We start from the raw sequence: 25,043 nt of genomic DNA, 5'->3' as shown, positions 1-25,043 counted from the left end.
AACCACGAGACAGGCCTCGCTTACGGGGTCGGGATGTGGAGCACGCGTGTCCGGCTCTGCGCTAGGTGTTGAGTGACAGGCGGACATCAAGCGCGCCTACTGCACGCAGCCGATTTTATCAGTGCCCGTCGCCCATCTGGATGAGCAGCTCCTCGATATCGACATCGACCTGGCCGGCCGCCCTGATGTGGCGGACCTCGAGACTGTCGGGCTGGAAGCGGTATTCGACCAGGCCGACTTCCTTGATCGCGATCCGGTCCTGGCGCTGATCGTTGATGACGAAGCCCGCTGACGGCGCCCAGACGTGGCGGGTGTGGCGGAAGGTGAAGTCGCGGCGCTGGTGCACGTGGCCGCTGGCGATGAGACGCAGGTCGACCTTGCCGAGCGCCTCGATCAGCCGCGCCCGCGCCGGCTGCGGCACGTAGCGGATCGACGTCTCCGGCGTCTCGGGATCGTCGGGCAGGTTGAGAAACAGCGGCTTGTGCAGGAACAGCGCGACCGGCCTGCCTTTCACGCGCGAGATTTCCTGAGACAGCCAGTCGAGCTGCTCGGCCTCGAAGGCGAGGCCCGAATTCATCACCAGCGAATTGAGGCCGATGAAGCGCCAGCCCGCGGCCTCGAACGACCAATGGTCTTCGCCGATGATGTCGCAGAACTGCTGGCGGTGCGTCTCGCTGACCGGCGGCTTCGGCGCCGGCCCGATCGCGGTCGGATTGTCCCCGATATCGTGATTGCCGGGGAGATAGCGGCAGGTGACCGGCAGGGCGTCGTGCAGGCCTTTCGCGAATTCAAGGTCGTCGCGGCTGGTCGGCCCGTCGAATGAGACGTCGCCGGTGTTGACGACGAGATCGGGTCTGCCGGCGCCGATGTGCTCGCTGATGCGATGGAAGTTGGCGATCAGGCCGGGAAAGCGCCGGCCGAGATGGGTGTCGGAAATCTGCGTGAGACGAAATTCGGACATGCGATCATCCTACCCGTCGCCGCGCGTCGGAACGATGACGGCGCGGGCATGGATCGCAACGAACAAAGTTTAAAGCACGCGGTAGCGGATGGTGTAGCCGTCCTGCGGGGCGACGGCACCCGCGAGCGGGGAAGCGACGCGGTCGGCGAGGTGCCAGGGGCCGAACTGGCCGGAGCGATGCGGCTCGGCCGGCAGGCGGAGGCGGAACTCGAAGATGCCCTTGCCTGAGAGGTTCACGACGAGAACGCGATCGGCCGTGCGGTGGTTGAGCACCACTGCGCCGCGCAGCACGGCCCGGCCGTCCGGGAGGTCGCGCACGCCGTCCACCAGCGCCAATGTCTGGTTGCGGTCGGTGTGCAGCTCGATCTGGCTGTCGCCCACCGCCGCCAGCATCTCCCGGGGCATGCGGATCTCGAACTCGACGGCAGGCTTGGAGGGGTTGAGACCGAGATAGGCGAGCGCCGCGTGACGCATGTCGTAGGCGGCAAAGGCGAACAGCGCGAGCGCGGCCAAGGTCGCCAGGCCATGCCGGGCGACGTCCCGCCAGGTCCGATAGCTCAGGCGGAAGTAGACCGTCATGGCCAACGCGACCGCGAGCGCTGCCGCGATCCCCGACAGTGCCGACATCAGGAGGCCGAGCTGGCCCGTGGCGGCTTCGCTGAATAAGCTGGACAAGGAATTCATGGCTGTCTCGCCTCGGGGCCCAAGGGGCCGAAATCGCTTCAACAATCTGGGGTTGGTCGGGGAAGCGGGAACGCCGGTTCAAGTCGTTCATTGTCAGCGCCAAAAGTCGCGGCTAATGACGTCGGCGGCATTTCGCCTTTACGGGAAAGTTCCGATGTCCGTTCAAATGGTCCTGCTGCCGGTCTTCGTGCAGGTCGCTCTCACCTTCGCGCTGCTGATCGGCATGGTCCTGGCGCGCCGCAAGACCTTGGTCTCCGGCGAGACCAAGATCCGTGACATTGCGCTCGGCGAGCCGAACTGGCCGAAGGGCGCCACACAAATCGCCAATTGCTACCGCAACCAGTTCGAGCTGCCGGTGCTGTTCTATGTCCTGATTGCGCTGGCATTGCCCTTGCGCCGCGCCGATCTCTTCATCGTGCTGATGTCCTGGGTGTTCGTGGTGACGCGCTTTGCCCATGCCGGCGTGTTCGTTTCCTCCAACGATCTCGGCCGCCGCTCCACGGTCTGGCTCGCCGGCGTGCTGGTGCTGCTCGCGATGTGGATTTACTTCGCGCTGAAGCTTTTGCTGCTGATCTAGGCGCTGCGCACCACTTGAAAGAACGCGAATGACCCCTGCTGCCCGGCTGTCCGCAGCCATCGAACTGATCGACACCATCGAGAGGGACCGCGTGCCCGCGGCGAAGGCGCTGAAGGAGTGGGGCACCGCGCACCGCTTCGCCGGTTCCGGCGACCGCGCGGCCATCGCCGGCCTCCTCTGGGATGTGCTGCGCCGCTACGCCTCGAGCGCCTGGCTGATGGATTCCGATACCGCGCGGGCCCGGCTGATCGGCATGCTCCGCCTCGAGCGCAACATGGACACGGCGACTATGGGCGCCTTGTTCGACGGCAGCCGCTTTGCGCCGGCGCCGCTGACCGAGGCCGAGCAGGCTGCGCTCGCCTCGCGCTCCCTCCAGGACGCACCTGCCGCCGTCGCCGGCGACTACCCGGAATGGCTCGACCCGCACCTTGCAAAAGTGTTCGGCGAGGATCGCGCCGCGGAGGCGGCCGCGATGGCGAGCCGGGCGCCGCTGGACCTGCGCGTCAACACGCTAAAATCCAACCGCGACAAGGCGCTGAAGGCGCTTTCTCATCTTCATGCAAAACCGACGCCCTGGTCCGCAACCGGCCTGCGCATCGAGCTTTCGGCCGATGCGCGCAACCCCGGCATCCAGGCGGAAGAGGATTTCATCAAGGGCGCGATTGAAGTGCAGGATGAGGGATCGCAGCTTGCGGCCCAGTTCACCGCGGCAAAACCCGGCGAGCAGGTGATCGATCTCTGCGCCGGCGCCGGCGGCAAGACGCTGGCGCTGGCCGCCCTGATGCAGGGCAAGGGCCGGCTGATCGCGACCGACCGCGACAAGCGCCAGCTCGCGCCGATCCATGAGCGGCTGTCGCGCGCCGGCGTCCACAACGCCGAAATCCGCACGCCCAAGGGCGAGGCCGATTCGCTTGCCGACATCCGCAGCACCGCCGACCTCGTCGTGATCGACGCGCCCTGCACCGGAACCGGCACCTGGCGCCGCAACCCCGATGCCAAATGGCGGATGCGCCCCGGTGCGCTGGAGATCCGCCTGCGTGACCAGGCCGAGGTGCTGGAGCGCGCGGTTCCGCTGGTCAAGCCGGGCGGCCGCATCGCCTACATCACCTGCTCGGTGCTGGCGGAGGAGAACGGCGAGCAGGTGAGGGCGTTCGTCGGCCGACATGGCGAGTTCTCGGTTGTCCCGCCCGAGCAGACCGCAAGCGTGCTCTGGGACAAGGCGGAAGCCTTTGGCGAGGCTGCGCTGCAGTCAGCCGAGGGCTGGCTGATGACGCCGCGCCGGACCGGGACGGATGGGTTTTTCGTGTCGGTGCTGAAAAAGACGGGCTGATCTCTCGGCCGTCATTCCGGGGCTCGCGAAGCGAGAACCCGGAATCCATCCGCCTGCAGAGACTGCCGCCCGATGGATTCCGGGTTCGCCCTGCGGGCGCCCCGGAATGACATCAAAAACAAAAGCCCCGCAGACCGATCCCGGTCGCGGGGCTTTCGAGTTCCAACGTTCTGCCGGTACGTCCGCGGTCAGAACGGTGCGAGGGCGTTAGCCGACGCGGAGATTGTCAGCCGACGACTTGCCGCTGCGGCGGTCGGCGACGATGTCGAACGAGACCTTCTGACCCTCGTTGAGGGAGGAGAGGCCAGCGCGCTCGACGGCGCTGATGTGAACGAACACGTCCTTCTGGCCGTCATCCGGCTGGATGAAACCATAACCCTTTTGGGTGTTGAACCACTTCACGGTGCCCATAGCCATGGGAATTTCCTTGTTTAGTTAGAGAGGTACGCACGCAGACCGGTACGCAGCATTGCGCCCATAGTCCCTGATGAGTCGATGTTTGGAGAATTCATCTGAAGCGTGCGCGCCCGTCAGCAACGAAGCGAAGCGGCCCAGTCGTTCGGCCAAGTATCGATGATCACAATATAGCGAGAATTTGGGGCCACTTCAAGGCACCACCCGTGGCCCGAAACGTCCCGCCACTTTGCTATTTCGCGGTGCAAATTAACCGTCGGCGCGCTTCAGTCGACGATGAAGAGCGTCGCCCCCGTCGTCGTCGAGGACCGGTGCGCGGCGTCGCCGAAGTCCGATACCTGGTAGCTCATCCCCGCCGTGAGCTTGAATTTGCGCCCGTCGCGCAACTCAGAGTCGAGCTCGCCCTTCAGCACATAGAGCACGTGGCCGCGATCGCACCAGTGATCGGCGAGATAGCCCGGCGAGTACTCCACCATCCGCACGCGGAGTTCGCCGATGTTGAGCGTGCGCCATGTGGCCTCGCCGCTCTCGCCGGGATGCGTGGTCGGCTCAACCTTGCTCCAGTCGGTGACGGTGAAGGGGGAGGTGGGGAGTTTCATGGGGCGATCCTGTCTCGGAGCCGGCGCCGCTTTTGTTAGCGCACGCTGTTGCCTCCGTCATTGCGGGCGCGAGGCGTTGATCGTCGCCCCGATGTGGCCGCTTTTTCTTGGAGCGCTCGTTAGCGTTGCGACGACGTTTGCGTTGACGAACAAATTAGGTAAATATTACTTACCTAAGCGCCTCGTGTCCATGCCCAAAGAAGCATGTGGGCGCGCCACCACCGCGGTTGCGGCCCGCGCTCGGCCAGCGTATTGGCTGGCCATGACAGCAGCACAGAACGACCGCTCCTCGTCGACGCCCTCGGTGGCCTCGGCGCACGACAAGATTCTCATCGTCGACTTCGGCAGCCAGGTGACGCAGCTGATCGCGCGTCGCGTGCGCGAGGACGGCGTCTATTGCGAGATCGTCCCGTTCAACAAGGCGGAAGCCGCCTTCGAGGAGATGAAGCCGAAAGCGGTGATCCTGTCCGGCGGCCCGGAATCGGTGCACGAGGCCGGCTCGCCCCGCGCCCCGCAACTCATCTTCGATTCCGGCGTGCCGGTGATGGGCATCTGCTACGGCCAGATGACCATGGCGGCCCAGTTAGGGGGCGAGGTCGAGGGCGGCCATCACCGCGAATTCGGCCGCGCCGATGTCGAGGTGAAGGCCGAGAGCCAGCTGTTCGCCGATGTCTGGTCGTCAGGCAGCAAGAACCAGGTCTGGATGAGCCATGGCGACCGCATCACCAGGATGCCGCCAGGCTTCTCCGTCGCCGGCACCTCGCCGAACGCGCCCTTCGCAATCATCCAGGATGAGAAGCGCAAATATTACGGCCTGATGTTCCACCCCGAGGTGGTGCACACGCCCGACGGCGCCAAGCTCATCCGCAATTTCGTGCGCAAGATCGCCGGCCTCACCGGCGACTGGACCATGCGCGCCTTCCGCGAGGAGGAGATTGCAAAGATCCGCCAGCAGGTCGGCAAGGGCAGGGTGATCTGCGGCCTCTCCGGCGGCGTCGATTCGGCCGTTGCGGCCGTGCTGATCCACGAGGCCATTGGCGACCAGCTGACGTGTGTGTTCGTCGATCACGGCTTGATGCGCCTCAACGAGGCCGAGCAGGTCGTCGACCTCTTCCGCCACCATTACAACATCCCGCTCGTGCACGTGGACGCCTCCAAGCAATTCCTCGGCGAGTTAGAGGGCGTCACCGACCCCGAAGCCAAGCGCAAGACCATCGGCCGCCTCTTCATCGAGGTGTTCGAGGCTGAGGCCAAGAAGATCGGCGGCGCCGATTTCCTGGCGCAAGGCACGCTCTATCCTGATGTGATCGAGAGCGTCTCCTTCACCGGCGGACCTTCCGTCACCATCAAGTCGCACCACAATGTTGGCGGCCTGCCCGAACGCATGAACATGATGCTCGTCGAGCCCCTGCGCGAGCTGTTCAAGGACGAGGTGCGCAAGCTCGGGCGCGAGCTCGGCCTCCCCGAAATCTTCGTCGGCCGCCACCCGTTCCCGGGTCCGGGCCTTGCCATCCGCTGCCCCGGCGAGATCACCAGGGACAAGCTCGACATCCTGCGCAAGGCGGACGCCGTCTACATCGACCAGATCAGGAAGCACGGCCTCTACGACGAGATCTGGCAGGCTTTTGCGGTGCTGCTCCCGGTAAAGACCGTCGGCGTCATGGGCGACGGCCGCACTTACGATTACGTCGTTGGCCTGCGCGCGGTGACCTCGACCGACGGAATGACCGCGGACTTCTACCAGTTCGACATGAAGTTCTTAGGGGAGACCGCGACGCGCATCATCAACGAGGTGAAGGGCGTGAACCGCGTGGTGTATGATGTGACCAGCAAGCCGCCAGGGACGATCGAGTGGGAGTGATCTGGTTGGTTGGCACGGCCCGAAACCAGAAAGGTGAAACCCTGGAACGCCCGCAGAGATGCGGGCTTCTTCGTTTTCAAGCTGGTGCTTGCGAGCGCCGGCAAGACTCGCGTCGCTGGCACAGGGTCCATCTTTGCCAAGATCGATAGGTAGCGCACCGTCAGCTTGCGGCGGATCTGGCAACACTTTCTCGAGGTCGAAGGAGGAGCTGCGAATGACCATCTCGACAAGCGAAGTGGAACAGTTCTTTGATCGATATGCCCAAGCCTTCAGAGATGGCTTGGACGGTACTCTTGATGAGGAGTTTTTCCGTTCGCTTTTTTCCACCCAATATATCGCTGCAGGACCAAAGGGTGTCATGGCAGGGGACAACGATCACGCTTTTGTCGAGCGGATTTCAAAAGGATACGAGCGCTACCGTCAGATCGGAAACAAGGCGGTCACCGTCTCCGAGATCGAGATGCATTCGATCGATGAAACACATTGCCTTGTCCACGTGGGCTGGAGCAGCGAATTCGAGAAAGATGGCAGGCGTATCGACGTGCCTTTTACCAATGCCTATCTGCTTGAGCAGAATGATGGGCTGCTGAAGGTTTTCGGCTGGATTACGGGTGATGAAGTTCAAACTGCTCAAGGACAATGGCCTCTTGTGAGGCTTGCCCAACGGCAGCGCGCCAGAACTTGCATTGATCAAAGAAGCTCGGCGCCGGCTCTTCGAAGCCGGCAGAACGGCCTCTGCGCGTCGAACTCAACCGCAACTCGTCCGTTGCAGGCCGTGCGCGGGGTAGGACATTCCGGCATATTGAGATGGTAATGTGCCGAGGATAGCCTTCAAGGACAGCGCCCGCAGAGAATGCTTAAAACCCTCGACATCGGATGTTCGAGGCAGCTGGAACAAGCGTAGGTTGAAAGCGTTAGCTGCGGGCCGCACTTGATGTCGGGGGCGGAGCTATGTCCGACTTATTACCCAGCGCGTTGGATCTCGCGCGCTTCCAGTTTGCCTTCACGGTGGTCTGGCACTTCCTATTTCCGGCCTTCACCATCGGACTGGCGAGCTATCTTGCTGTGCTCGAAGGGCTGTGGCTGTGGACGGGCCGCGGCGCCTATCTCGATACCTACCGCTATTGGCTGAAGATTTTCGCCGTCGCTTTCGCCATGGGCGTGGTGTCGGGCTTGGTCATGTCATACCAGTTCGGCACGAATTGGTCGGTGTTTGCCGACAAGACATCCCCGGTGCTCGGGCCGCTCCTCGGCTACGAGGTGCTGACGGCATTCTTTCTCGAGGCCGGCTTCCTTGGAGTCATGCTCTTCGGCCTGGGACGCGTTGGCCCGCGCCTGCATTTCGTCGCGACCTGTTTCGTCGCGGGCGGCACCTTGCTCTCGGCCTTCTGGATTCTAGCCGCAAATTCCTGGATGCAGACGCCGGCAGGACACGCGATGGGAGCGGACGGCCAATTCATCCCCGAGAGCTGGCTCGCGATCATCTTCAATCCGTCGTTCCCTTATCGCTTCGCCCACACGGTGACGGCGGCTTACCTGACGACCGCGATGATCGTGGGAGCCGTGGGCGCCTGGCACCTGCTGCGGAACAGGATGAACGAACGCGCACGCATCATGTTTTCAATGGCGATGTGGATGGCCGCGATCGTGGCCCCGCTACAGCTTCTGATCGGCGATCTGCATGGGGTGAATTCGTATCACCACCAGCCCACCAAGGTCGCCGCCATGGAGGGTCACTTCGAGACCGAGCGCCGCGCGCCTTCCATCCTGTTCGGAATGCCGGACGCCGAAGCCGGGGTGACGCGCGGCCAAATTGCCATTCCTGGCTTTGCGAGCCTCTATCTCACGCATAGCCTTGATGGAGAGGTCAAGGGGCTCAAGGCTTTCCCGAAAGACACCTGGCCGACCAACATTCCGCTCGTCTTCTGGGCGTTCCGCATCATGGTCGGCTTGGGGATTCTGATGATCGTGCTCGGCATGGCCTCGCTCGTTCTGCGTTGGCGAGACGCCCTGTACGACACGCCATGGCTGCATCGCTTTGCCGTGGCCATGGGGCCGTCGGGGCTGATTGCTGTGACGGCTGGATGGACGGTGACGGAAGCGGGACGCCAGCCATTCACGGTTTATGGACTGCTGAGGACCGCCGATAGCGTGGCGCCGATCGCAGCGCCGGCCGTGGCCGCGTCTCTGGCGGCATTCGTTGTCGTGTACTTTGTCGTGTTCGGCGCGGGGATTGCTTATCTGTTTCACCTCTTCCGCCAGACCCCTGAAGCCGGCGAGCACGGACCGCCACAAGGCCAGCCGGTCCGCACGGCCGGCATCACGCCGGCGCCAGCCTTGATAGCAGGGTCAGACACGCACAGAGCAGAGCCGCGGCAAGCGGGGATCCGGCCATGAGCATCGACCTCACATTGATTTGGGCGCTGCTGATCGCCACGGCCGTGCTGCTCTACGTCGTGATGGACGGCTTCGACCTCGGCGTCGGCATCCTGTTTCCGGCCGAGGTGGCGAGGCCCGATCGCGATGTCATGGTCAACTCGGTGGCACCGGTCTGGGACGGCAACGAAACCTGGCTCGTCCTCGGTGGCGGCGGATTGTTCGCCGTGTTTCCACTGGCCTACGCGACGATTTTTCCTGCGCTGTACATGCCGCTCATTCTGATGCTGCTGGCGCTGGTGTTCCGCGGAGTAGCCTTCGAAATGCGGTTTCGAGCGCGGACGTCGGCTGGTGAAATATGGTGGGACCGCGCCTTCTCCTGGGGCAGCTTTGCGGCCGCATTGCTCCAGGGCGTTTGCCTCGGTGCCATCGTGCAGGGCATCCGTGTGGAGGGGCGTGCTTACGCCGGCGGGTGGTGGGACTGGCTGACGCCTTTCTCGGTTTTGACCGGTGTTGCCCTTGTCGTCGGCTACGGCCTGCTCGGCGCGTGCTGGCTGATCTGGAAGACCGACGGCGCGCTTCAGGCACGCTGCCGCAACTACGCACGCGTTCTCGGGTTTGCGACACTCGGCTTCATCGCCCTCATATCACTGATGATGGTCATCCAAAGCCCTGCGTTCCGGGAGCGATGGCTGACGCTGCCGAACATGCTTTACGCAGCGCCTGTGCCAGTTCTTTTGGCCCTGCTGGCATGGCGCTTTCACCGCGCGCTCGCGAAGGGCGAGGATGGGATGCCGTTCCTGTGCGCGCTCGGCTTTTTCCTGCTGTCCTATGCCGGGCTGGGCATTAGCATGTGGCCGATGATCGTGCCGCCCTCGATTACGATCTGGCAGGCAGCCACGCATCCCAGCAGCCAGTTGTTCCTGCTCGTCGGCGCGGCGGTGCTGGTACCGGTGATCCTTGTCTATACCGGCTACGTCTATTGGATCTTCCGCGGCAAGGTGCGGCACGGCGAGGGGTATCACTGATGCGCGCATCGCGGACTTGGAGGCAGCTGCTATGGTTCGTGACGCTGTGGGCTGCAGGTGTCACCACGCTCTTCGTGGTCGCATTGCCGATCCGGTGGTTGCTCAAGGCGGGATGAGGAATCCGGAGCGCGCAGGATGGGCAGGGCTGCCACTCCTCTTTCGGCATAGTGCGGCGCTGCGAGCCGTTCGCGTGCCATGCTTGGCCACGCCATCCCGACTGTGCGTAGCTCCCCGGCACAAACGTCGGATGCCCGACCTGTGCTCCCGTGATACGACATCCGCATCGTCTCCAAGGAGCCCGCTTAATGTCCGTCGCGACTGCCGCCAGCCAGCAGCCTGCTGCCGCTGAAACCGCCCCCGAAACCCTCGGCTGGATGCGCGGCTTCCCGCCATCTCCCGACCGCCTCATTACCTTCCAGGACGGCTCCTTCCGCAGCTTCCCCGAGTTGCGCTGGGCCTGGAGCAACATCCGCCAGCTCGTGCCGACCGTAAACGTCTGGCGCGGGGCAGGGCCGGCGTCGGTGTTGCCGCGGGCGGAGCAGGACATCGGCCGGGTTGCCTCGGTCACGATGGACGGCCGACCCATGACGTTCGAAAAGATGCTGGAGGAGACCTACACTGACGGCATCGCCGTGCTGCACCGAGGCAGGCTGATCTATGAGCGCTATTTCGGCGCGTTGAAGCCGCACAAGCCGCATATCGCGATGTCCGTGACAAAGTCGTTCACCGGCGTGCTCGCGGGGATTCTGGTCGCCGAGGGCAGGATCGACCCGCAGGCGCCCGTCACGGACTATGTGCCGGAGCTGAAGCCAAGCGCGTTCGGCGATGCGCGTGTGCACGAGGTCATGGATATGACCACGGGGCTGCTCTACACCGAGGTCTACACCGACAAGAACTCGGACGTGTGGGGCCTCAGGCGCGCCAACGGCATGGCGCCGATCCCTCCGGGCTATGACGGCCCCACCACCATCTTCGATTTCCTCATCGCGCAGAAGAAGCAAGGCGAGCACGGCAAGGCCTTTGCCTACAAGACCGTCAACACCGACGTGCTCGCGTGGATCATCAGGCGCGCCAGCGGCCTGACGCTGTCCGACCTCCTGTCCGAGCGGATCTGGCAGCCGATGGGCGCTGAGGAGGACGCGCATTATCACGTCGACCGCATAGGCACCGAGAGCGGCGGCGGCGGTCTCTCCACGACATTGCGCGATCTCGCTCGCTTTGGCGAGACCATGCGCAACCACGGCCGCTTCAACGGCCGCCAGATCGTGCCGTCGCAGGTGGTCGAGGACATCGCGCGCGGCGGCGATCCCGAAAAATTCAAGCCGGCCGGCTACACCACACTGCCGGGCGCCTCCTACCGCAATCAATGGTGGATCACGCACAATGAGCACGGCGCCTACATGGCGCGCGGCGTCTACGGCCAGGGCATCTACATCGATCCCAAGGCCGAAATGGTGATCGCACGCTACGCCTCGCATCCCATGGCAGGCAACGCCGCCAACGATCCCGTGACGCTGCCGGCCTACAGGGCGCTAGCCAAAGCGCTAGTGGTCGGTGCGTAGGGTGGATCGGCCTGCGGCTGCGCGAAGCGCAGTCCGCCGGCGTAATCCACCATCTCTCGCCGCGCCGTGTCGGCAATGGCGGATTACGCCTTCGGCTAATCCGCCCTACGAGCTGGCGAAGGCGCTGATGCCCGGCGGGTAGGGCGTCGCAGCTCGTGCCTCACTCATGCGCCTCCTGCCAATGCGGATAGGTGACATAGGCGGTGACGGCGCCTTGCTCGTGCGAGCGGATCGTGACCGTCTCGCCCTTCGGCATATGGACGATCTCGCCGGGCCCCGCGGTCACGGTGCTGCCGTCGCTCGTGACCGACAGCTTCCCTTCGAGGACGATCATGACATCGTCGACCTTCATCGTCTCCTTGAGATTTTGGTTCGGCGCGTAGCGGCCGAAGCCGATCGTGATAGGTCCGCCGTGGCGCTGGTCGACCAAGTTGGCGACGAAGATATCGCCGTCCTGTCCCGGTGAGCGCTCAAGCGAGGCGTCGGCGATGGCGAATTTGCGAACTTTCATGAGGTCATTCCGTCTTGTGGGGCTGGGGGAGGGCACCGATAGACGCCGTGGCCGTTGTTTGGTTCCGCCTCGCGGGCGGTTTGACGCAGCGGAACGTCGCGCAATATAAGTATTGACTTATATTAGTCGCGATCGATATTTGTTCGGCGGATGAACCACAGGGAGAACCGAAAATGCAGATCGACGTCGCCAGGGTCTTGGGGCTTGTGACGCGCTCGGTGAGGAGCTTGGAGAGAGACGGCAAGCCGGCTAGCGCGGTGACGCTAACGCGGCTCTACGACACCAGCGTCGACGATCTCTGGGACGCCGTGACCAGCAGGGAGCGGATCCCGCGCTGGTTTGCGCCGGTCGAGGGCGACCTCCGGCTCGGCGGACGCTACCAGGTCAAGGGCAATGCCGGCGGCACCATCACGTCCTGCACGCCGCCCACCCATTTCGCCGCGACCTGGGAATTCGGCGGCGCCACGAGCTGGATCGACGTCAGCCTGAAAGCCGAGCGGAGCCAGGCGCGCCTGACGCTTGAGCACACCGCGATCATCGAGGATCATTGGAATCAGTTCGGTCCGGGTGCGGTCGGTATCGGTTGGGACCTCGCGCTTGCGGGACTTGAGCGATATCTTGCGACCGGGGCATCGGTCGATCATGAAACGGCGGAGGCGTGGATGGTCTCGCCCGAGGGCAAGGACTTCATGACGACGAGCGGCGAATATTGGCGTGCGGCGCATGTCGCAAGCGGGGTCGATCCTGACGAGGCGAAGCAGCGCTCGGACCGCACCATCGCATTCTATCGCGGCGAGATGCCGCCCGACATCGTTCATCCCGGCACCGGAAGCTGATGCACGCCTTCGAGGTCCTCGCCGATCCCGTGCGCCGCCGCATCCTCGAGCTGCTCGGCCTCAAGGAGATGGCGTCCGGCGAGGTCGTCGAAGTCATCGGGGCCGAGTTCGGCATCACCCAGGCGGCCGTCTCGCAGCACCTCAAGGTGCTGCGCGAGAGCGGCTTTGCGAGCGTCCGGGCGGAGGCGCAAAGGCGCCTCTATTCGGTCGACGCCGCCGGGCTGCAAGCGGTCGATGCCTGGGTCGGCCAGTTCAGGATTTTCTGGGAGCCGAAGCTGGACGCGCTCGCCACCGAGATCGCGCGCGGCAAGCGCGAGCGTCGCAAGGAGCCGATCATCAAGCGGACAGGGAAGAGGGCGTAATCGGGCTCCGTAGCCTGGATGGAGCGCAGCGTAATCCGGGGTGTCCCACACAGGCAGTAGCGTAGGGTGGATTAGCAGGCCGCCGCGAAGCGCAGCGGGCGGCGTAATCCACCATCTCTCTCATTTTGTCGTACTCAGGTGGATTACGCTGCGCTAATCCACCCTACGAATTCCGCGACATCTTCTCGAACTTCTTCACCAGCCGCTCCCGCTTCAGCCGCGACAGCCGCTGAATCCAGAACATGCCGTCGAGCTGGTCGATCTCGTGCTGATGGCAGACAGCTCGCAGGGCTTCGGACTCCTCGGTGTGCATGTTGCCGTCGAGATCCCGATAGCTGATCCGCACCCGCGCGTGTCGCTGCACCTCGTCGTTGATCCCCGGCATCGAGACGCTGCCTTCGCGGTGCATGATCATCTCCGGCGAGACCCATGTGATCTCCGGATTGACGTAGGTCTGCGGGCCGTCCTTCGCGTCGAGCTCCAGCACCACGACGCGCAAGGGCACGCCGATATGCGGCGCGGTGATGCCGATGCCGGGCGCGGCGCGCATTGTGTCGAGCAGATCCTGCGCGAGCTCGCGCAAGGAATCGTCGAACGCGGTGACGGGGCGGGCCGGCAGCGCAAGCCGGCGGTCGGGATAGCGCACGATCGGGCGGATGGTCATGCAGGGCTCCTACCACTCACTCACGGATCATTGAAGCATCCTCGCTTGACCGCCGACCTACTGGAAGGTAGTTAAGCGCCATGAGCACCGCTTCCTCGACCGCCGACGACATTCTTGGCTGCGCCCGTACGCTGATCATCGCGGGCGGCTACAACGGCTTCAGTTACGCCGACATCGCCGATGTCGTCGGCATCCGCAAGCCGAGCATCCACCACCACTTTGCCAGCAAGGTCGATCTGGTCCGCACCCTGGTGTCGCGCTATCGCGAGGAGGCCCAGGCAGGGCTGTCGGCGCTCGAGCGCAATGTCGCCGACCCCGCCGAGCAGCTCAAAAGCTACATCGCCTATTGGGAGGTGTGCATCAAGGATGCGACGGCTCCCTTCTGCGTCTGCGCGCTCCTTGCCAGTGAGCTTCCGATTCTGCCCGAGGAAGTGGCGCTCGAAGTCCGCGCGCATTTCCGCTCCGTGTCGTCGTGGCTGGCTTCGGTGATGGAGCGCGGCAAGCGGCAAGGCCGGCTCCATCTCTCCGGCACCGCGCGGGCCGAGGCGGAGGGATTCATGGCAACCGTTCACGGCGCGATGCTGTCGGCGCGGGCCTATGGCGATCCAAAAATCTTCGGGACAATCACCCGGCCGCTGCTGGAGCGGCTTTCCACCAGGCACTGACGAGATCGGCACAGGCCGGGCAGGGCGCTGCTTCGGCGTCGTACGTAAACTACCAACTAGTAGGTAAGGATCAGAAAATGAGAACCAGCGAGATGGCATTGGGCGCCGATCAGGCGGAATGGCTGAAACGGTACTACTTCATGCGTGCCGCGTTTTCCGTCGCTTGGGTCATTGCGGCCCTCGCGATCGCGCCGTCATCGGCAGTGATCGCAGCGACGTTGCTCGTTGCCTATCCGGCCTGGGACGCTGCCGCCAATTATCTCGACGCGCTCTGGAGCGGTGGCTTGAACCAGAACCGCACGCAGGGCCTGAACGTGCTGGTCAGCCTCGCCACCACCATTGCGGTCATCCTGGCCTTGCAGGTCAGCATGAACTGGGTGCTCGGAATCTTCGGAGCCTGGGCGATCCTGTCCGGACTGCTCCAGCTCGGCACGGCCGTGCGGCGCTGGAAGCGTCTCGGCGCGCAATGGGCCATGGTGCTCAGCGGTGGCCAGTCGGCCCTGGCGGGCGGCTTCTTCATCTTCCAGGCCGCGACGCCTGCGGTGCCGTCGATTGCGAATGTCGCGGGCTATGCCGCCGTCGGCGCGATCTACTTCCTGGTCTCGGCCGTCTGGCTCACGGTCGACGACTGGCGCCGTAGTGCGGCCCTGTGAGCCGCAATGTCACTTACGGATAGGGCGTGCCGTCCTTGTGCAGGAAGCGGCCGTCCGATGCCGGGCTCATCATGTCGATGTCGGAGCAGGTGATGAGGTCGGCTGGCGAGCGTGAGCCGATCTCGAGATAGACCGCCGTCACGCTCGACCTGTTGATCATGTGATGGCCGTTGCCGCTGGCCTTGGGGAAGGCGGCGCAATCGCCGGCGTGCAGCACGGTTTCGCCGCCATCCTCGATCAGCGTCACCTCGCCTTCGAGAATGTAGACGAACTCGTCCTCGTGCGAATGCCAGTGCCGCTGGCTCGACCAGGTGCCCGGCGGCAGGCGCATCAGGTTGACGCCGAAATCCGACAAGCCTCCGGCATCGCCGAGCCGCTTGCGAATGCGCTCGGCGCAAGGCGCATTGAAAGGCGCCGGATAGCCGGAGCCCTTGCGGGCCGGCACGGCGGCGACGTCGATCTTTGGCATGTGGGACTCCCTGCAATCCACCAACAGACCGGCGGCGCGAAGCATCATCACGATGAACATCGCGGACCAGATCAATATGTGTGGGATGCTGTCATTCTGCGGCTGTTTTGCCCGACGTGTCAAACCGATCTGTGATGATGTCGCGCGAGGACAGGGAGCCGCTGAGCTGTCGTTCCTGGTAGGTAAGTCATTGATCCCGCTGGCGCCGCTACTGTGCATGGGGTTGTTTTTCGAGTTTTGCTGGCCGCTCACGAAAGCGTGCGGCAAAAATGACGTCGGCCTGTCGGCGGGCTCAGTTCCCATTCGTCTTCCACGCGAGACAGACCTGACGGGAGACTGAAATGACTTCGTCCAACTATCGCTGGGTGATCGTCGCCGCCGGCGGCGTGCTTGGCTGCGTCGCGATCGGCGGCATGTTTTCGCTGCCGGTGTTCCTGCAGCCGATCACCAAGGACACCGGCTGGTCGGTGACCGGCATCTCCAGCGCGATGACGATCGGCTTTCTGGCCATGGCCTTCACCAGCATGGCTTGGGGCACGCTGTCCGACCGGTTCGGGCCGCTGCCGGTGGTGGTGACGGGATCGGTCGTGCTGACGCTCAGCCTGTTTGCGGCGAGCCACGCCACCTCGCTTCTCGTGTTCCAGATCGTGTTCGGCCTGCTGGTCGGCGCCGCCTGCGCGGCGATCTTCGCGCCCATGATGGCGACCGTCACGGGCTGGTTCGACACCAATCGCGGCCTCGCCGTGTCGCTGGTCTCGGCCGGCATGGGCATGGCGCCGATGACGATGTCGCCGCTGGCGGCCTGGCTCGTCTCCGGCCACGACTGGCGCACCTCGATGCAGATCATCGCGCTCGTGGTCGGCGCCATCATGATCCCGTTCTCGTTCCTGGTGCGCCGTCCTCCGGCGCTCGCGCAAGGTCCGGCCGCGCCCGCCGGCGAAACCGCCGGACAAAACGAGATGTCGATGGGCGAGGCGTTGCGCTCGCCGCAATTCCTGATCCTCCTCGCCACCAACTTCTTCTGCTGCGCGACGCATTCCGGCCCGATCATCCACACCGTCAGCTATGCCGTGAGTTGCGGCATCCCGCTGGTCGCAGCGGTGACGATCTACAGCATCGAGGGATTTGCCGGCCTCGGCGGGCGCATCGCCTTCGGCCTGATGGGCGACCGCTTCGGCGCCAAGCGCGTGCTGGTCTCGGGCCTGCTGCTGCAGGCCTTCGGCGCGCTCGCCTATGTCTTCGCGCAACAGCTGACGACGTTCTATGCGGTCGGCGCGATCTTCGGCTTCATCTATGCCGGCACTATGCCACTCTATGCCGTTCTGATCCGCGAGAACTTCCCGCTCAAGATGATGGGCACGGTGATCGGCGGCACGGCGATGGCAGGCAGCCTCGGCATGGCGACCGGCCCGCTCGCCGGCGGCCTGATCTACGATGCCTTCTCCAGCTATGCCTGGCTCTACATCGCCTCCTGGGCGATGGGCTTAGGGGCCTTCCTGATGGCGATGACGTTCCGCCCCTTCGCAAAGCCGCAAGGCGAGGTGGCGCCCGCGGCGGCGTGAATTCGAGATCGAGGCGTGGCGTCAGAGCTGCGCCTCGATCGCGGCCTTGTCGATCACCGACCAGACCTGCCGGATCTTGCCGTCGAGAAATTCGTAGAACACGTTTTCGCAGAAGGACACGCGCCGCCCGTTGACCGCAAGACCGAGGAATGTCCCGACCGGTGTGCAGTCAAACTTCAATCGGGCGGCGATGCGGGGAGGATCGGAGATCAGCATCTCGATATGGAACTGCAGATCGGGGATCTCCCGAACATCCCGTTCCAGCATCGCGCGATAGCCCGCAAGCCCAAGGGGCCGCGCGTTGTGGGTGGCCTCCTCATGCACGAATTGTCCGAGTGCCGGCCAATCCCGCCGATTCAGGCAAGCGATGTAGGCGCGGTAGATGTCGGCGAGGTCGTCTCTCATCATTATCGAAGCTCCCACGGCCTCGACCAACGCGCGAGGATCGCGAACCGGTCCAGCGTCAGAGGCGCTTTTCGAAGAAGAGGTCCGGATAGGGATCGTCGTTGAACCGCGGGATCTCGCGCCAGCCCGTGCTGCGATAGAGCTGACCGGCTTCGGGCAGTGCGCTGTTGGTGTCGAGCCGCAGCAGCGCGATGCCGAGCTCGCGCGCGGCGCTCTCGGCCGCATCCATCAGGCGGCGGCCGAGCCGCAGCCCGCGCGCGGCGGGCGCGACCCACAGCCGCTTGATCTCGGCGTAGCCGTGATCGGTGCCCTTCAAGCCGACGCAGCCGATCGGCAGCGTGTCCGACATCGCAACGAGGAATGTGCCGCGCGGCCGGCGCATGTCCTTGGCGTCGGGGTCGCGTGACAGCGAGACCTCAAAGCCCTGGCTGAAGCGGCGGCCGAGCTCGGCATAGTACTCGCCGAGGCAGTAGCGCGCTTGCTCGCAGCGCGGATCCGTCTCCTCCAGCGCGACGCGCTCGCGCGTCAGCGCGGAGGCGATCAGGTCCATCGCCGCCAGCAACGCCTCGCGTTGCGAATGTTGCGCGAGGAGGCCTTCGGCCTGCGCGTTGGACAGCGCCTCGTAGGCTGCGAACTCGCGCCGGCCCGCCCGTGTGAGCGTTGCCATGCGCCGCCGCGCATCGTCCTCGCGTGCGGCGGTCTCGATCACCCCCTCGTCCTCGAGGCTGCGGAGCAGCCGGCTCATCAGCCCGGAATCGAGACCGAGATAGTCGCGGATCTCCGCCACGTCCGATCGCCCGTGCCCGATCGCATTGAGCACGCGCGCCGCCCCGAGCGGCCGGCCGCGCCCGAGAAACGACGTATCGAGCGCTCCGACCGCAGAGGTGACGGCGCGGTTGAAGCGGCGAACGCGGGAGACGGGATCGAGCATGATATCTGACTTTAGTCAGATATCGCGGCTTGTCAATCGAGCGAGAGCTGATCGAGTTGCAGTTGCGCGCCTCTTTGTGAGTTGTTCCCGTGTCGCGAGCCGTTACCATGCGGCCGCTCGGGGAGTCTGAATTCACAACGAGCGGAGGCGGCATTGGGCGGGATGGAACGCAAAGCGAAGGGATCGGACCTGTTTGTCGCGGCGTTGGAGAATGAGGGTGTTGACCGCATCTTCGGCATCCCCGGCGAAGAAAATCTCGATCTGGTCGAATCGCTGCGTGCTTCGAGGATCGAGCTGATCCTGACCCGCCACGAGCAGGCCGCGGCCTTCATGGCCGCCACCCACGGGCGGCTGACCGGCAAGCCCGGCGTTTGTCTGTCGACGCTCGGCCCGGGTGCTCTCAACCTGTCGACGGGCGCCGCCTATGCGCATCTCGGTGGCATGCCGATGATCCTGATCACCGGCCAGAAGCCGATCATGAGCAGCCGGCAGGCCCGCTTTCAGATCGTGGACGTGGTGGCGACCATGAAGCCGCTCACGAAACTGTCGCGGCAGATCGTCAGCGCCTCCAGTATCCCGACCGTGGTGCGCGACGCCTTTCGCGTCGCGATGGAGGAGCGGCCCGGGCCGGTGCATCTCGAACTGCCCGAGGACGTTGCCGGGGACGAGGTGCCTGCGGTCCCCGTGATCCCGGTCCATCCGATCGAAATCCCGGTCGCCCATCGCGCCGCGCTCGACCGCGCCGCCGAGATGATCATGGCCGCCAAGCGCCCGCTGGTGATGATGGGCGCTGCGACCAGCCGGCCGCGGTCGACACACGGCATCGCAAGCTTCGTGCGGCGGACAGGCATGCCGTTCTTCACGACGCAGATGGGCAAGGGGACCGTGCCCGGCGGCACCAATCTCTACATGGGCACTGCCGCCTTGTCCGAGCGCGACTATGTGCATGATGCCATTGACGCTGCCGACCTGATCGTTGCGATCGGTCACGACCCGATCGAGAAACCGCCCTTCATCATGGGGCCCTCGGGCCCGAAGGTCATTCACGTCAGCTACACGCCGGCGAGCGTCGAGCAGGTCTATTTCCCCGATGCCGAGGTCGTAGGGGACGTCGGCCCGAGCCTGGAGCTGCTGGCGGATCGACTCGAAGGCAAGCTGCCGCAGGCCGCGGCGCTGCTGCCGCTGCGCGAAGAGATACTGAAGCACATCGCCGACCGCGCCACCGAAGCGCGCTGGCCGCCCACGCCGCAGCGCATCGTGCACGACATCCGCCAGGTGATTCCGGAGAACGGCATCGTCGCCCTCGACAACGGCATGTACAAGATCTGGTTTGCGCGCAACTACCGCACCCGCGTCGCCAACACGCTGCTGCTCGACAATGCGCTGGCGACCATGGGCGCCGGCCTGCCGTCGGCGATGATGGCCGCGATGCTCTATCCCGACCGCCGCGTGCTTGCGGTTGCCGGCGACGGCGGCTTCATGATGAACAGCCAGGAGATAGAGACGGCGGTCCGCCTCAAGCTCAACCTGGTCGTGCTGGTGCTGGAGGACAAGGCCTACGGCATGATCCGCTGGAAGCAGGCCGTCGACCGCTTTGCCGATTACGGCATGACGTTTGGCAATCCGGATTTTGCACTATACGCCAAGGCTTATGGCGCCAAGGGTCATCGAATCGAAAGCATCGACAGCTTCGGCACGACGCTCGATGCCGCCTTCAGGGAAGGCGGCGTGCATCTGGTCGTGGTCCCGATCGATTATTCGGAGAACGTACGGGTGCTGGTCGACGAGTTGCGGGCGCACGAGAAGGCGAAGGCGTGAATTTTGTGCGACGCTCTCACCGTTCGTCATTGCGAGGAGCCCTTGCGACGAAACAATCCAGACTGTCACCGCGGAAAGATTCTGGATTGCTTCGCTGCGCTCGCAATGACGGAGCCTGTGGCGGAGACCCTCCGTCGATCTGACAACTCCACTTGTCTCGCGCAGCCCGATCGCCGACACTCGCAATCACCCGATCCAACCACCACAGGAATATGAAATGACCCGCGTTCGTTGTGTCACCGAGATGGGCATGGGCGTCGACGTCCACGGCAGGGACGCCACCAAGGCGGCCAAGCGAGCGGTCTCCGATGCCATCAGGCATTCCAGCCTCGGCTTCTTCCGGATGATCGGCAAGACCGCGAACGACATGTTCGTGGACGTCACGATCGGCGTGCCGAATCCAGAAACCGTCGACAAGGAAGCCGTCGCCAAGGAGCTGCCTTACGGCACCGTGACCGTCACCGCGGTCAAGGGCGGGCTGGAGATCCCCTCGGCCACGGAAGTGGCCAACGATCCCATCCTGATCGCCAATGCCGCCGTCATCGTCAGCTTCGACAAGGATTAGGCCGATGTCCGCGAGCGATGAGGCGCTGCTGGATCGCCCGATCTGGAGCGCGTTGACGACGAGCCAGAAGCATCTGGCCGAGGGCGGCCCGCGGGCTCTGCGCTATCCCGTGGACATGACGCCGTTTGCCGATATGGCGGACATGTCCGCGGCAAGTTTTGCGGCGCTCGGCGATCTCATGTCGGGCTCGCAAGTCGCGGTGCTGTTCACGCCCGAGCCCGTCGAAATTCCCGCCGGCTTCAAGGTGCTGCTCGCGGAGCCCGGCGAGCAGTTGATCGGCTCGCCCGCCGACACTTCGCTGCGCGATGCCGAGATCGTCCGCCTCGGCGCGACTGACGTTCCCGCCATGATGGCGCTGACCGAGCTGACCAAGCCCGGGCCGTTTGCGGCGCGGACGCACGAGCTCGGCACATTCCTCGGCATCCGTGCACGCGGCGAGCTGGTCGCCATGGCCGGCGAGCGGATGAAGCCGGGCAATTTCACCGAGATGACGGCGGTCTGCGTGCATCCCGATCATCGCGGTCGCGGTTACGCACAGGCGTTGCTCGCCGCCATCGCGCGCCAGATCGAGGCGCGCGGCGAAATTCCGTTCCTGCACGTGTTCGCGAGCAATACGTCTGCCATCGCGCTGTACCAGCGGCAGGGCATGCGGATTCGGCGCCGGCTGCAGGTCACCGTGCTGATGAAGCAGGGATGAGCTGCACCGTGGGCTTCATATCCCGAGAAATCGCGCTATATCGATTCCAACCACAAATCGGGGGGGGGGAGCACATGGACGCCAGAACGACTGATTTTTCCGCCGTACGGACGGCGATGCAGCGCTACGTCGATCAGGAGATCATTCCCGGCGTATCCTGGGCCGTGCTGCGCGGCCGCGAGGTGGTCGATCAGCAATGCGTGGGCTTTGCCGACCGAGAGGCCAACACTGCGCTGCGGCCCGATCATATCTTCCGGGCGTTCTCCAACACCAAGATCTTCGTCACCTGCGCGATCATGCTGCTGGTCGAGCAAGGCCGCATCGGCCTCGATGACGCAGTCGAAAAATTCCTGCCGCAGCTCGGCAATCGCAAGGTGCTGAAGCAGAACGCTTCGAGCCTTGCCGATGTCGAGCCGGCGAAGAGCCCGATCACGATCCGCCAGCTCCTGACCCACACCTCCGGCCTCAGCTACGGCATCTTCGATCCCGGCACGGTGCTGTTCAAGGGTTACAACGAGGCGCGCGTGCTCAATCCGCTGACGCCGCTCAGCGACATGATCGACAGGCTCGCCGACCTGCCGCTGTCCTATCACCCTGGCACGGCCTGGGAATATTCCGTGGCGACCGACGTGCTCGGCCGTGTGGTCGAGGTCGTCTCGGGCCAGCCGCTCGACGCCTTCCTGAAGGCGCGCATCTTCGATTCCCTCGGCATGACCGACACCGGCTTTTATGTCCCCGAGACACAGCAGGGCAGGCTGGTCGCGCTCTACAACGGCGCCGACGTGCTCGACCCCATGAAGCCCGGCCTCACGCGGGCCGACCATCTGCCTTACCCGCAAGCCTATCGGCGGCCGCTGCCGCGGCTCTCGGGCGGCGGCGGTCTGGTCTCGACCTTGCCAGACATGCTCGCGCTGGTGTGTGCGCTGCTGCCCGGGTCCGATGCGTTGCTGAAGCCGGAAACGCTGCGGCAGATGATGACGAACCAGCTGCCCGCAGGCCAGACCATCCGCTTTGCCAATCTCGGCCCGGTTCCCGGCAAGGGCTTTGGCCTCGGCGGCGCGGTCACCTTCGCGCCGACACCGTTCGATCCGCCGAACTCGACCGGTGAATTCCAATGGGGCGGCCTGGCCGGGACCCATTGGTGGATCTGTCCGGAAGCCAATACGGCGGGCGTGCTGATGGCCCAGCGCTATATGGGCTTCTGGAATCCGTTCTTCTTCGAGTTCAAGCGCCTGGCCTATCAGGCGGTCGGAGCCTGATCGCAAAAAAATCTTCCGTCAGCGCGAATCCTTTTTGGCCGTCGCGTCCTCTTGTTGGTCGAGGCAATCGGTCTCGGCCCATATCGGAGGATGTGATGGGATTCTATCGAAAGAACATCGGCGGACTGCATCAGGTGGTGCGGGTCGTCCTGGGGATTGCGGTGGCGGCTGCGGCGTTCGTTTATCTTGCCGGCGCGACAGCATGGCTGGTCGCGCTCGGTGGCGCCGGCTTCGCGCTGACCGGTTTCGTCGGTTATTGCCCGATGTGCGCGATGGCAGGCATCGGCAAGGGAGGGATGTCGTGAGCGCGGCGGCGATCTCGCCAAACCTGTTCGAGGCCGCGCGGCTCGGCGATGCCGAGGCGATTGCGCGTCTGCTCGAGACGACGCAGCCGGATATTCGTCGCTATGCGCGCGCGACCTGCCGCAGCTCGGCGGACGCCGAGGATGCGACGCAGGAGGCGCTGTGGATCCTGTTCCGCCACGTCGGCACGATCCGTTCGCTGCTGGCGTTGTCGGCCTGGCTGTTCAGCGTGGTCCGGCGCGAATGCCTGCGGCTCGCGCGCCGGGCCGGCGTTGTACCGGCAGTCGATCAGGGCGAGGCGGAGGCCGCACTGCTGTTGCGCCCTGAGGCCGATCTGCGGCTCGACGTCGCCGCGGCGTTCGAGGCCCTGCCGCCGCACTATCGCGATGTCGCGCTGATGCGCGACGTCAAGGAGATGACGATCGATGAGATTGCCGCCGCGCTCGGCGCGACCAGGCAGACCGTGAAGGCGCGGCTGCATCGCGCCCGCGCCTTGATGCGCGAATATCTGACGAGATGAGAGACGACCAGATTCAAAGGAAAAAAACGGAGTGACGTGGGCGGGAGACGTCGCCTCCCGCCCACGGCTTCGCTTTAGTCCTTCCACGGATCGAACTCGCCTTCGCCGGCCATGGCGACGGCGAATGGCCGCAGCGTGTGCAGCACGCGCACGGTGCCGGCGTGCTGGGCCAGCACGTCCGGCAGGCGGCGATAGGCCATCGGGCTCTCGTCGAGGTCGGCACCGATCAAGGTGACGCCGCGCTCGTTCAGCCAACGGTCCATCTCCTCGCGCGAGAAGCGCCGCTTCGCCTCACGTCGTCCGAACAGGCGGCCGGCGCCGTGCACGGTCGAGTAGAGCGAGGCCTTGGCCTGCGGGCTGTCGACGCCTTCGAGGATGACGGCGTCGTCGCCCATCGAGCCGCCGACGAATCCCTTCTGGCCGGGAAACGCCGGCGTCGCGCCCTTGCGCACCACCCACAAATCCTTGCCGTCGTGGGTCTCACGCCAGGCATAATTGTGGTGGTTGTGCACGCTCTCGGTGACGCTGCCGCCGATGATCTGGCGGACGCGCTCGACGACCCACTCGCGGCCTGCATAGGCATAACGCCCGGCGAGCTGCATCGCCGCGATGTAGCGGCGGCCGAGCTCGCTGTCCTCGTCGACTACGGCGGGCGGGACGTTCATGCCGTCCTTGCCGCCGGCGGCCTTGAGGTAGCGCGTCGCGGAGGTGTGCCCGAGACCGCGGCTGCCGAAGTGGACGCCGATCCAGACGAAGCCTTCCTCGTCGCGCATGAGGTCGACATAGTGGTTGCCCGATCCGACCGTGCCGAGCTGCTTCACCGCCTTCTGACGGTAGTCCTCCATGTCGCTTTCGCGCCAGGCCTCGCCGTCGTCGAACAGGTCGTGCTCGGCCCGTTCCGCGTTGGCACGTCCGACGCCGAACGAGATTACCTTGGCGACGTCGCGGATGATCGTGGGAGCGATCCCCGCGATGTCGTCGAAGCGCGTGTCGAGCCGAGCCGCCATGTTGCCGCAGCCAATGTCGAAGCCGACGCCGGAGATGCTGATCTGCTTCTCATAGGCGATCACCCCGCCGACCGGCTGCGCATAGCCGAGATGGCCGTCGGCGCAGATCACGCCGGAGACGACATTGCCGATGGCCATGCAATTGCGCATCTGCGCGATCGTCGCCTCCTCATGCGGGCCGAACACCTTCAGCGGCGCATTCTGGAAGCGGGCGTCCTGCGTCCGGAACGCGGTAATCGAGCTCGCGGTCGCATTGGCCTCGCGGGCAAGATGCTCCTTGCGCGCAGCGTCCTTGTACAGGCACCAGGCCGGCTGGCCGCGTCCTTCGCCGACGCGCGAGTCGGGATCGACACCGGCGGCGAGGCAGAGCTCGCGGGCGCGTTCCATGTAGGGATCGGGTCGTCGCATGGTCGTAGATCCTTGT

Annotated in this window: 29 protein-coding genes; 19 read left to right on the top strand and 10 right to left on the bottom strand. The window is 64.8% G+C overall.

What is annotated here, in order from left to right:
- Positions 1-118: 118 nt before the first annotated feature.
- Positions 119-961: a metallophosphoesterase family protein gene (locus tag ACTEK7_RS05805; RefSeq protein ID WP_225146619.1), complete on the bottom strand. Its 843-nt coding sequence runs from the start codon at positions 959-961 to the stop codon at positions 119-121.
- Between the two features lie 69 nt (positions 962-1,030).
- Positions 1,031-1,645: an acriflavin resistance protein gene (locus tag ACTEK7_RS05800; RefSeq protein WP_225146620.1), complete on the bottom strand. Its 615-nt coding sequence runs from the start codon at positions 1,643-1,645 to the stop codon at positions 1,031-1,033.
- Positions 1,646-1,799: 154 nt separating this feature from the next.
- Between ACTEK7_RS05800 and ACTEK7_RS05795 the strand changes: the two genes are divergently transcribed.
- Both ACTEK7_RS05795 and ACTEK7_RS05790 read left to right on the top strand, forming a co-directional pair.
- Positions 1,800-2,222 (top strand): MAPEG family protein, encoded by a 423-nt coding sequence (locus tag ACTEK7_RS05795; protein WP_036000992.1) that lies wholly within the window; start codon positions 1,800-1,802, stop codon positions 2,220-2,222.
- Positions 2,223-2,250: 28 nt separating this feature from the next.
- Positions 2,251-3,552 (top strand): RsmB/NOP family class I SAM-dependent RNA methyltransferase, encoded by a 1,302-nt coding sequence (locus ACTEK7_RS05790; RefSeq protein WP_225146621.1) that lies wholly within the window; start codon positions 2,251-2,253, stop codon positions 3,550-3,552.
- 207 nt (positions 3,553-3,759) lie between these two features.
- Here the strand turns inward: ACTEK7_RS05790 and ACTEK7_RS05785 are convergent, their stop codons facing one another.
- Positions 3,760-3,969 carry a cold-shock protein gene (locus ACTEK7_RS05785; protein ID WP_008141931.1) on the bottom strand — a complete coding sequence of 70 codons (210 nt, stop codon included), beginning with the start codon at positions 3,967-3,969 and terminating at the stop codon, positions 3,760-3,762.
- 263 nt (positions 3,970-4,232) lie between these two features.
- Positions 4,233-4,565 (bottom strand): DHCW motif cupin fold protein, encoded by a 333-nt coding sequence (locus ACTEK7_RS05780; protein WP_036000985.1) that lies wholly within the window; start codon positions 4,563-4,565, stop codon positions 4,233-4,235.
- A 262-nt stretch (positions 4,566-4,827) separates the two neighbouring features.
- Between ACTEK7_RS05780 and guaA the strand changes: the two genes are divergently transcribed.
- The 5 genes from guaA (at position 4,828) to ACTEK7_RS05755 (ending at position 11,392) form a co-directional block, all read left to right on the top strand.
- Positions 4,828-6,426: a glutamine-hydrolyzing GMP synthase gene (gene guaA, locus ACTEK7_RS05775; RefSeq protein ID WP_225146622.1), complete on the top strand. Its 1,599-nt coding sequence runs from the start codon at positions 4,828-4,830 to the stop codon at positions 6,424-6,426.
- A gap of 214 nt (positions 6,427-6,640) precedes the next feature.
- The gene (locus ACTEK7_RS05770; RefSeq protein ID WP_225146623.1) at positions 6,641-7,240 is read left to right on the top strand and encodes a hypothetical protein; all 600 of its coding nucleotides are present in this window, start codon (positions 6,641-6,643) and stop codon (positions 7,238-7,240) included.
- A gap of 137 nt (positions 7,241-7,377) precedes the next feature.
- A complete protein-coding gene (locus tag ACTEK7_RS05765) occupies positions 7,378-8,823 on the top strand; it encodes a cytochrome ubiquinol oxidase subunit I (protein ID WP_225112227.1) in 1,446 nt (481 codons plus the stop codon).
- Positions 8,820-9,830 (top strand): cytochrome d ubiquinol oxidase subunit II, encoded by a 1,011-nt coding sequence (gene cydB / locus ACTEK7_RS05760; protein ID WP_225140217.1) that lies wholly within the window; start codon positions 8,820-8,822, stop codon positions 9,828-9,830. Before ACTEK7_RS05765 ends, cydB begins: the two co-directional genes overlap by 4 nt.
- Before the next feature lie 305 nt (positions 9,831-10,135).
- Positions 10,136-11,392, top strand: a complete 1,257-nt coding sequence (locus tag ACTEK7_RS05755; RefSeq protein WP_225146624.1) for a serine hydrolase domain-containing protein — start codon at positions 10,136-10,138, stop codon at positions 11,390-11,392.
- 160 nt (positions 11,393-11,552) lie between these two features.
- Here the strand turns inward: ACTEK7_RS05755 and ACTEK7_RS05750 are convergent, their stop codons facing one another.
- Positions 11,553-11,903, bottom strand: coding sequence for a cupin domain-containing protein (locus tag ACTEK7_RS05750; protein WP_036022587.1), 351 nt, complete (start codon positions 11,901-11,903; stop codon positions 11,553-11,555).
- 173 nt (positions 11,904-12,076) lie between these two features.
- Here ACTEK7_RS05750 and ACTEK7_RS05745 point away from each other — a divergent pair, with 173 nt between their 5' ends.
- Together ACTEK7_RS05745 and ACTEK7_RS05740 are read left to right on the top strand one after the other, a co-directional pair.
- Positions 12,077-12,739 (top strand): SRPBCC family protein, encoded by a 663-nt coding sequence (locus tag ACTEK7_RS05745; RefSeq protein WP_036000961.1) that lies wholly within the window; start codon positions 12,077-12,079, stop codon positions 12,737-12,739.
- Positions 12,739-13,101 (top strand): ArsR/SmtB family transcription factor, encoded by a 363-nt coding sequence (locus ACTEK7_RS05740; RefSeq protein ID WP_225146625.1) that lies wholly within the window; start codon positions 12,739-12,741, stop codon positions 13,099-13,101. The genes ACTEK7_RS05745 and ACTEK7_RS05740 overlap by 1 nt, the downstream gene beginning before the upstream one ends.
- A gap of 163 nt (positions 13,102-13,264) precedes the next feature.
- On the opposite strand, the gene ACTEK7_RS05735 is transcribed toward ACTEK7_RS05740, so the two are convergent.
- Positions 13,265-13,765: a peptide deformylase gene (locus ACTEK7_RS05735; RefSeq protein ID WP_036034193.1), complete on the bottom strand. Its 501-nt coding sequence runs from the start codon at positions 13,763-13,765 to the stop codon at positions 13,265-13,267.
- Positions 13,766-13,845: 80 nt separating this feature from the next.
- Between ACTEK7_RS05735 and ACTEK7_RS05730 the strand changes: the two genes are divergently transcribed.
- Together ACTEK7_RS05730 and ACTEK7_RS05725 are read left to right on the top strand one after the other, a co-directional pair.
- Positions 13,846-14,430 carry a TetR/AcrR family transcriptional regulator gene (locus ACTEK7_RS05730; RefSeq protein ID WP_225146626.1) on the top strand — a complete coding sequence of 195 codons (585 nt, stop codon included), beginning with the start codon at positions 13,846-13,848 and terminating at the stop codon, positions 14,428-14,430.
- A 77-nt stretch (positions 14,431-14,507) separates the two neighbouring features.
- Positions 14,508-15,083: a DUF308 domain-containing protein gene (locus ACTEK7_RS05725; RefSeq protein WP_109144040.1), complete on the top strand. Its 576-nt coding sequence runs from the start codon at positions 14,508-14,510 to the stop codon at positions 15,081-15,083.
- Between the two features lie 13 nt (positions 15,084-15,096).
- Here ACTEK7_RS05725 and ACTEK7_RS05720 read toward each other — a convergent pair whose 3' ends face one another.
- A complete protein-coding gene (locus ACTEK7_RS05720) occupies positions 15,097-15,552 on the bottom strand; it encodes a cupin domain-containing protein (RefSeq protein ID WP_109144039.1) in 456 nt (151 codons plus the stop codon).
- Here ACTEK7_RS05720 and ACTEK7_RS05715 point away from each other — a divergent pair.
- Together ACTEK7_RS05715 and ACTEK7_RS05710 are read left to right on the top strand one after the other, a co-directional pair.
- Complete coding sequence (locus tag ACTEK7_RS05715) at positions 15,551-15,892, top strand: hypothetical protein (protein ID WP_225146627.1); 342 nt, start codon at positions 15,551-15,553, stop codon at positions 15,890-15,892. The two genes, ACTEK7_RS05720 and ACTEK7_RS05715, sit on opposite strands and share 2 nt — an antisense overlap.
- A 1-nt stretch (position 15,893) precedes the next feature.
- Positions 15,894-17,114 carry an MFS transporter gene (locus tag ACTEK7_RS05710; RefSeq protein ID WP_225146628.1) on the top strand — a complete coding sequence of 407 codons (1,221 nt, stop codon included), beginning with the start codon at positions 15,894-15,896 and terminating at the stop codon, positions 17,112-17,114.
- A 21-nt stretch (positions 17,115-17,135) separates the two neighbouring features.
- Here the strand turns inward: ACTEK7_RS05710 and ACTEK7_RS05705 are convergent, their stop codons facing one another.
- Both ACTEK7_RS05705 and ACTEK7_RS05700 read right to left on the bottom strand, forming a co-directional pair.
- Positions 17,136-17,522 carry an ester cyclase gene (locus tag ACTEK7_RS05705; protein ID WP_036000934.1) on the bottom strand — a complete coding sequence of 129 codons (387 nt, stop codon included), beginning with the start codon at positions 17,520-17,522 and terminating at the stop codon, positions 17,136-17,138.
- Between the two features lie 55 nt (positions 17,523-17,577).
- Entirely contained in the window at positions 17,578-18,450 is an 873-nt protein-coding gene (locus ACTEK7_RS05700) for a bifunctional helix-turn-helix transcriptional regulator/GNAT family N-acetyltransferase (protein WP_225146629.1), read from the bottom strand.
- A gap of 162 nt (positions 18,451-18,612) precedes the next feature.
- Between ACTEK7_RS05700 and ACTEK7_RS05695 the strand changes: the two genes are divergently transcribed.
- From ACTEK7_RS05695 to ACTEK7_RS05670, 6 genes are all read left to right on the top strand, one after another.
- Positions 18,613-20,268 carry an acetolactate synthase large subunit gene (locus ACTEK7_RS05695; RefSeq protein WP_225146630.1) on the top strand — a complete coding sequence of 552 codons (1,656 nt, stop codon included), beginning with the start codon at positions 18,613-18,615 and terminating at the stop codon, positions 20,266-20,268.
- Between the two features lie 217 nt (positions 20,269-20,485).
- On the top strand, positions 20,486-20,833 hold the full coding sequence (locus ACTEK7_RS05690) for a Lin0512 family protein (RefSeq protein ID WP_036034179.1): 348 nt from the start codon (positions 20,486-20,488) through the stop codon (positions 20,831-20,833).
- Positions 20,834-20,837: 4 nt separating this feature from the next.
- A complete protein-coding gene (locus tag ACTEK7_RS05685; protein ID WP_225132997.1) occupies positions 20,838-21,530 on the top strand; it encodes a GNAT family N-acetyltransferase in 693 nt (230 codons plus the stop codon).
- 74 nt (positions 21,531-21,604) lie between these two features.
- Entirely contained in the window at positions 21,605-22,789 is a 1,185-nt protein-coding gene (locus ACTEK7_RS05680; RefSeq protein ID WP_225146631.1) for a serine hydrolase domain-containing protein, read from the top strand.
- Positions 22,790-22,884: 95 nt separating this feature from the next.
- Entirely contained in the window at positions 22,885-23,094 is a 210-nt protein-coding gene (locus ACTEK7_RS05675) for a YgaP family membrane protein (protein WP_036000902.1), read from the top strand.
- Positions 23,091-23,612: an RNA polymerase sigma factor gene (locus tag ACTEK7_RS05670; protein ID WP_036000900.1), complete on the top strand. Its 522-nt coding sequence runs from the start codon at positions 23,091-23,093 to the stop codon at positions 23,610-23,612. The genes ACTEK7_RS05675 and ACTEK7_RS05670 overlap by 4 nt, the downstream gene beginning before the upstream one ends.
- Before the next feature lie 74 nt (positions 23,613-23,686).
- Here ACTEK7_RS05670 and ACTEK7_RS05665 read toward each other — a convergent pair whose 3' ends face one another.
- Positions 23,687-25,027, bottom strand: coding sequence for an RtcB family protein (locus tag ACTEK7_RS05665; RefSeq protein ID WP_225146632.1), 1,341 nt, complete (start codon positions 25,025-25,027; stop codon positions 23,687-23,689).
- Positions 25,028-25,043: the final 16 nt, after the last annotated feature.

It is taken from the genome of Bradyrhizobium sp. JHI2711, from assembly GCF_056156565.1.
Note: the sequence above shows the minus strand (reverse complement) of the source record. Positions and strands in the feature narration are given on the sequence as shown.

Coding starts and splice junctions, on each gene's coding strand:
- ACTEK7_RS05805 (WP_225146619.1), bottom strand. CDS start 961: ATGTCCGAATTTCGTCTCACGCAGATTTCCGACACCCATCTCGGCCGG.
- ACTEK7_RS05800 (WP_225146620.1), bottom strand. CDS start 1,645: ATGAATTCCTTGTCCAGCTTATTCAGCGAAGCCGCCACGGGCCAGCTC.
- ACTEK7_RS05795 (WP_036000992.1), top strand. CDS start 1,800: ATGTCCGTTCAAATGGTCCTGCTGCCGGTCTTCGTGCAGGTCGCTCTC.
- ACTEK7_RS05790 (WP_225146621.1), top strand. CDS start 2,251: ATGACCCCTGCTGCCCGGCTGTCCGCAGCCATCGAACTGATCGACACC.
- ACTEK7_RS05785 (WP_008141931.1), bottom strand. CDS start 3,969: ATGGCTATGGGCACCGTGAAGTGGTTCAACACCCAAAAGGGTTATGGT.
- ACTEK7_RS05780 (WP_036000985.1), bottom strand. CDS start 4,565: ATGAAACTCCCCACCTCCCCCTTCACCGTCACCGACTGGAGCAAGGTT.
- guaA (WP_225146622.1), top strand. CDS start 4,828: ATGACAGCAGCACAGAACGACCGCTCCTCGTCGACGCCCTCGGTGGCC.
- ACTEK7_RS05770 (WP_225146623.1), top strand. CDS start 6,641: ATGACCATCTCGACAAGCGAAGTGGAACAGTTCTTTGATCGATATGCC.
- ACTEK7_RS05765 (WP_225112227.1), top strand. CDS start 7,378: ATGTCCGACTTATTACCCAGCGCGTTGGATCTCGCGCGCTTCCAGTTT.
- cydB (WP_225140217.1), top strand. CDS start 8,820: ATGAGCATCGACCTCACATTGATTTGGGCGCTGCTGATCGCCACGGCC.
- ACTEK7_RS05755 (WP_225146624.1), top strand. CDS start 10,136: ATGTCCGTCGCGACTGCCGCCAGCCAGCAGCCTGCTGCCGCTGAAACC.
- ACTEK7_RS05750 (WP_036022587.1), bottom strand. CDS start 11,903: ATGAAAGTTCGCAAATTCGCCATCGCCGACGCCTCGCTTGAGCGCTCA.
- ACTEK7_RS05745 (WP_036000961.1), top strand. CDS start 12,077: ATGCAGATCGACGTCGCCAGGGTCTTGGGGCTTGTGACGCGCTCGGTG.
- ACTEK7_RS05740 (WP_225146625.1), top strand. CDS start 12,739: ATGCACGCCTTCGAGGTCCTCGCCGATCCCGTGCGCCGCCGCATCCTC.
- ACTEK7_RS05735 (WP_036034193.1), bottom strand. CDS start 13,765: ATGACCATCCGCCCGATCGTGCGCTATCCCGACCGCCGGCTTGCGCTG.
- ACTEK7_RS05730 (WP_225146626.1), top strand. CDS start 13,846: ATGAGCACCGCTTCCTCGACCGCCGACGACATTCTTGGCTGCGCCCGT.
- ACTEK7_RS05725 (WP_109144040.1), top strand. CDS start 14,508: ATGAGAACCAGCGAGATGGCATTGGGCGCCGATCAGGCGGAATGGCTG.
- ACTEK7_RS05715 (WP_225146627.1), top strand. CDS start 15,551: ATGTGGGACTCCCTGCAATCCACCAACAGACCGGCGGCGCGAAGCATC.
- ACTEK7_RS05720 (WP_109144039.1), bottom strand. CDS start 15,552: ATGCCAAAGATCGACGTCGCCGCCGTGCCGGCCCGCAAGGGCTCCGGC.
- ACTEK7_RS05710 (WP_225146628.1), top strand. CDS start 15,894: ATGACTTCGTCCAACTATCGCTGGGTGATCGTCGCCGCCGGCGGCGTG.
- ACTEK7_RS05705 (WP_036000934.1), bottom strand. CDS start 17,522: ATGATGAGAGACGACCTCGCCGACATCTACCGCGCCTACATCGCTTGC.
- ACTEK7_RS05700 (WP_225146629.1), bottom strand. CDS start 18,450: ATGCTCGATCCCGTCTCCCGCGTTCGCCGCTTCAACCGCGCCGTCACC.
- ACTEK7_RS05695 (WP_225146630.1), top strand. CDS start 18,613: ATGGAACGCAAAGCGAAGGGATCGGACCTGTTTGTCGCGGCGTTGGAG.
- ACTEK7_RS05690 (WP_036034179.1), top strand. CDS start 20,486: ATGACCCGCGTTCGTTGTGTCACCGAGATGGGCATGGGCGTCGACGTC.
- ACTEK7_RS05685 (WP_225132997.1), top strand. CDS start 20,838: ATGTCCGCGAGCGATGAGGCGCTGCTGGATCGCCCGATCTGGAGCGCG.
- ACTEK7_RS05680 (WP_225146631.1), top strand. CDS start 21,605: ATGGACGCCAGAACGACTGATTTTTCCGCCGTACGGACGGCGATGCAG.
- ACTEK7_RS05675 (WP_036000902.1), top strand. CDS start 22,885: ATGGGATTCTATCGAAAGAACATCGGCGGACTGCATCAGGTGGTGCGG.
- ACTEK7_RS05665 (WP_225146632.1), bottom strand. CDS start 25,027: ATGCGACGACCCGATCCCTACATGGAACGCGCCCGCGAGCTCTGCCTC.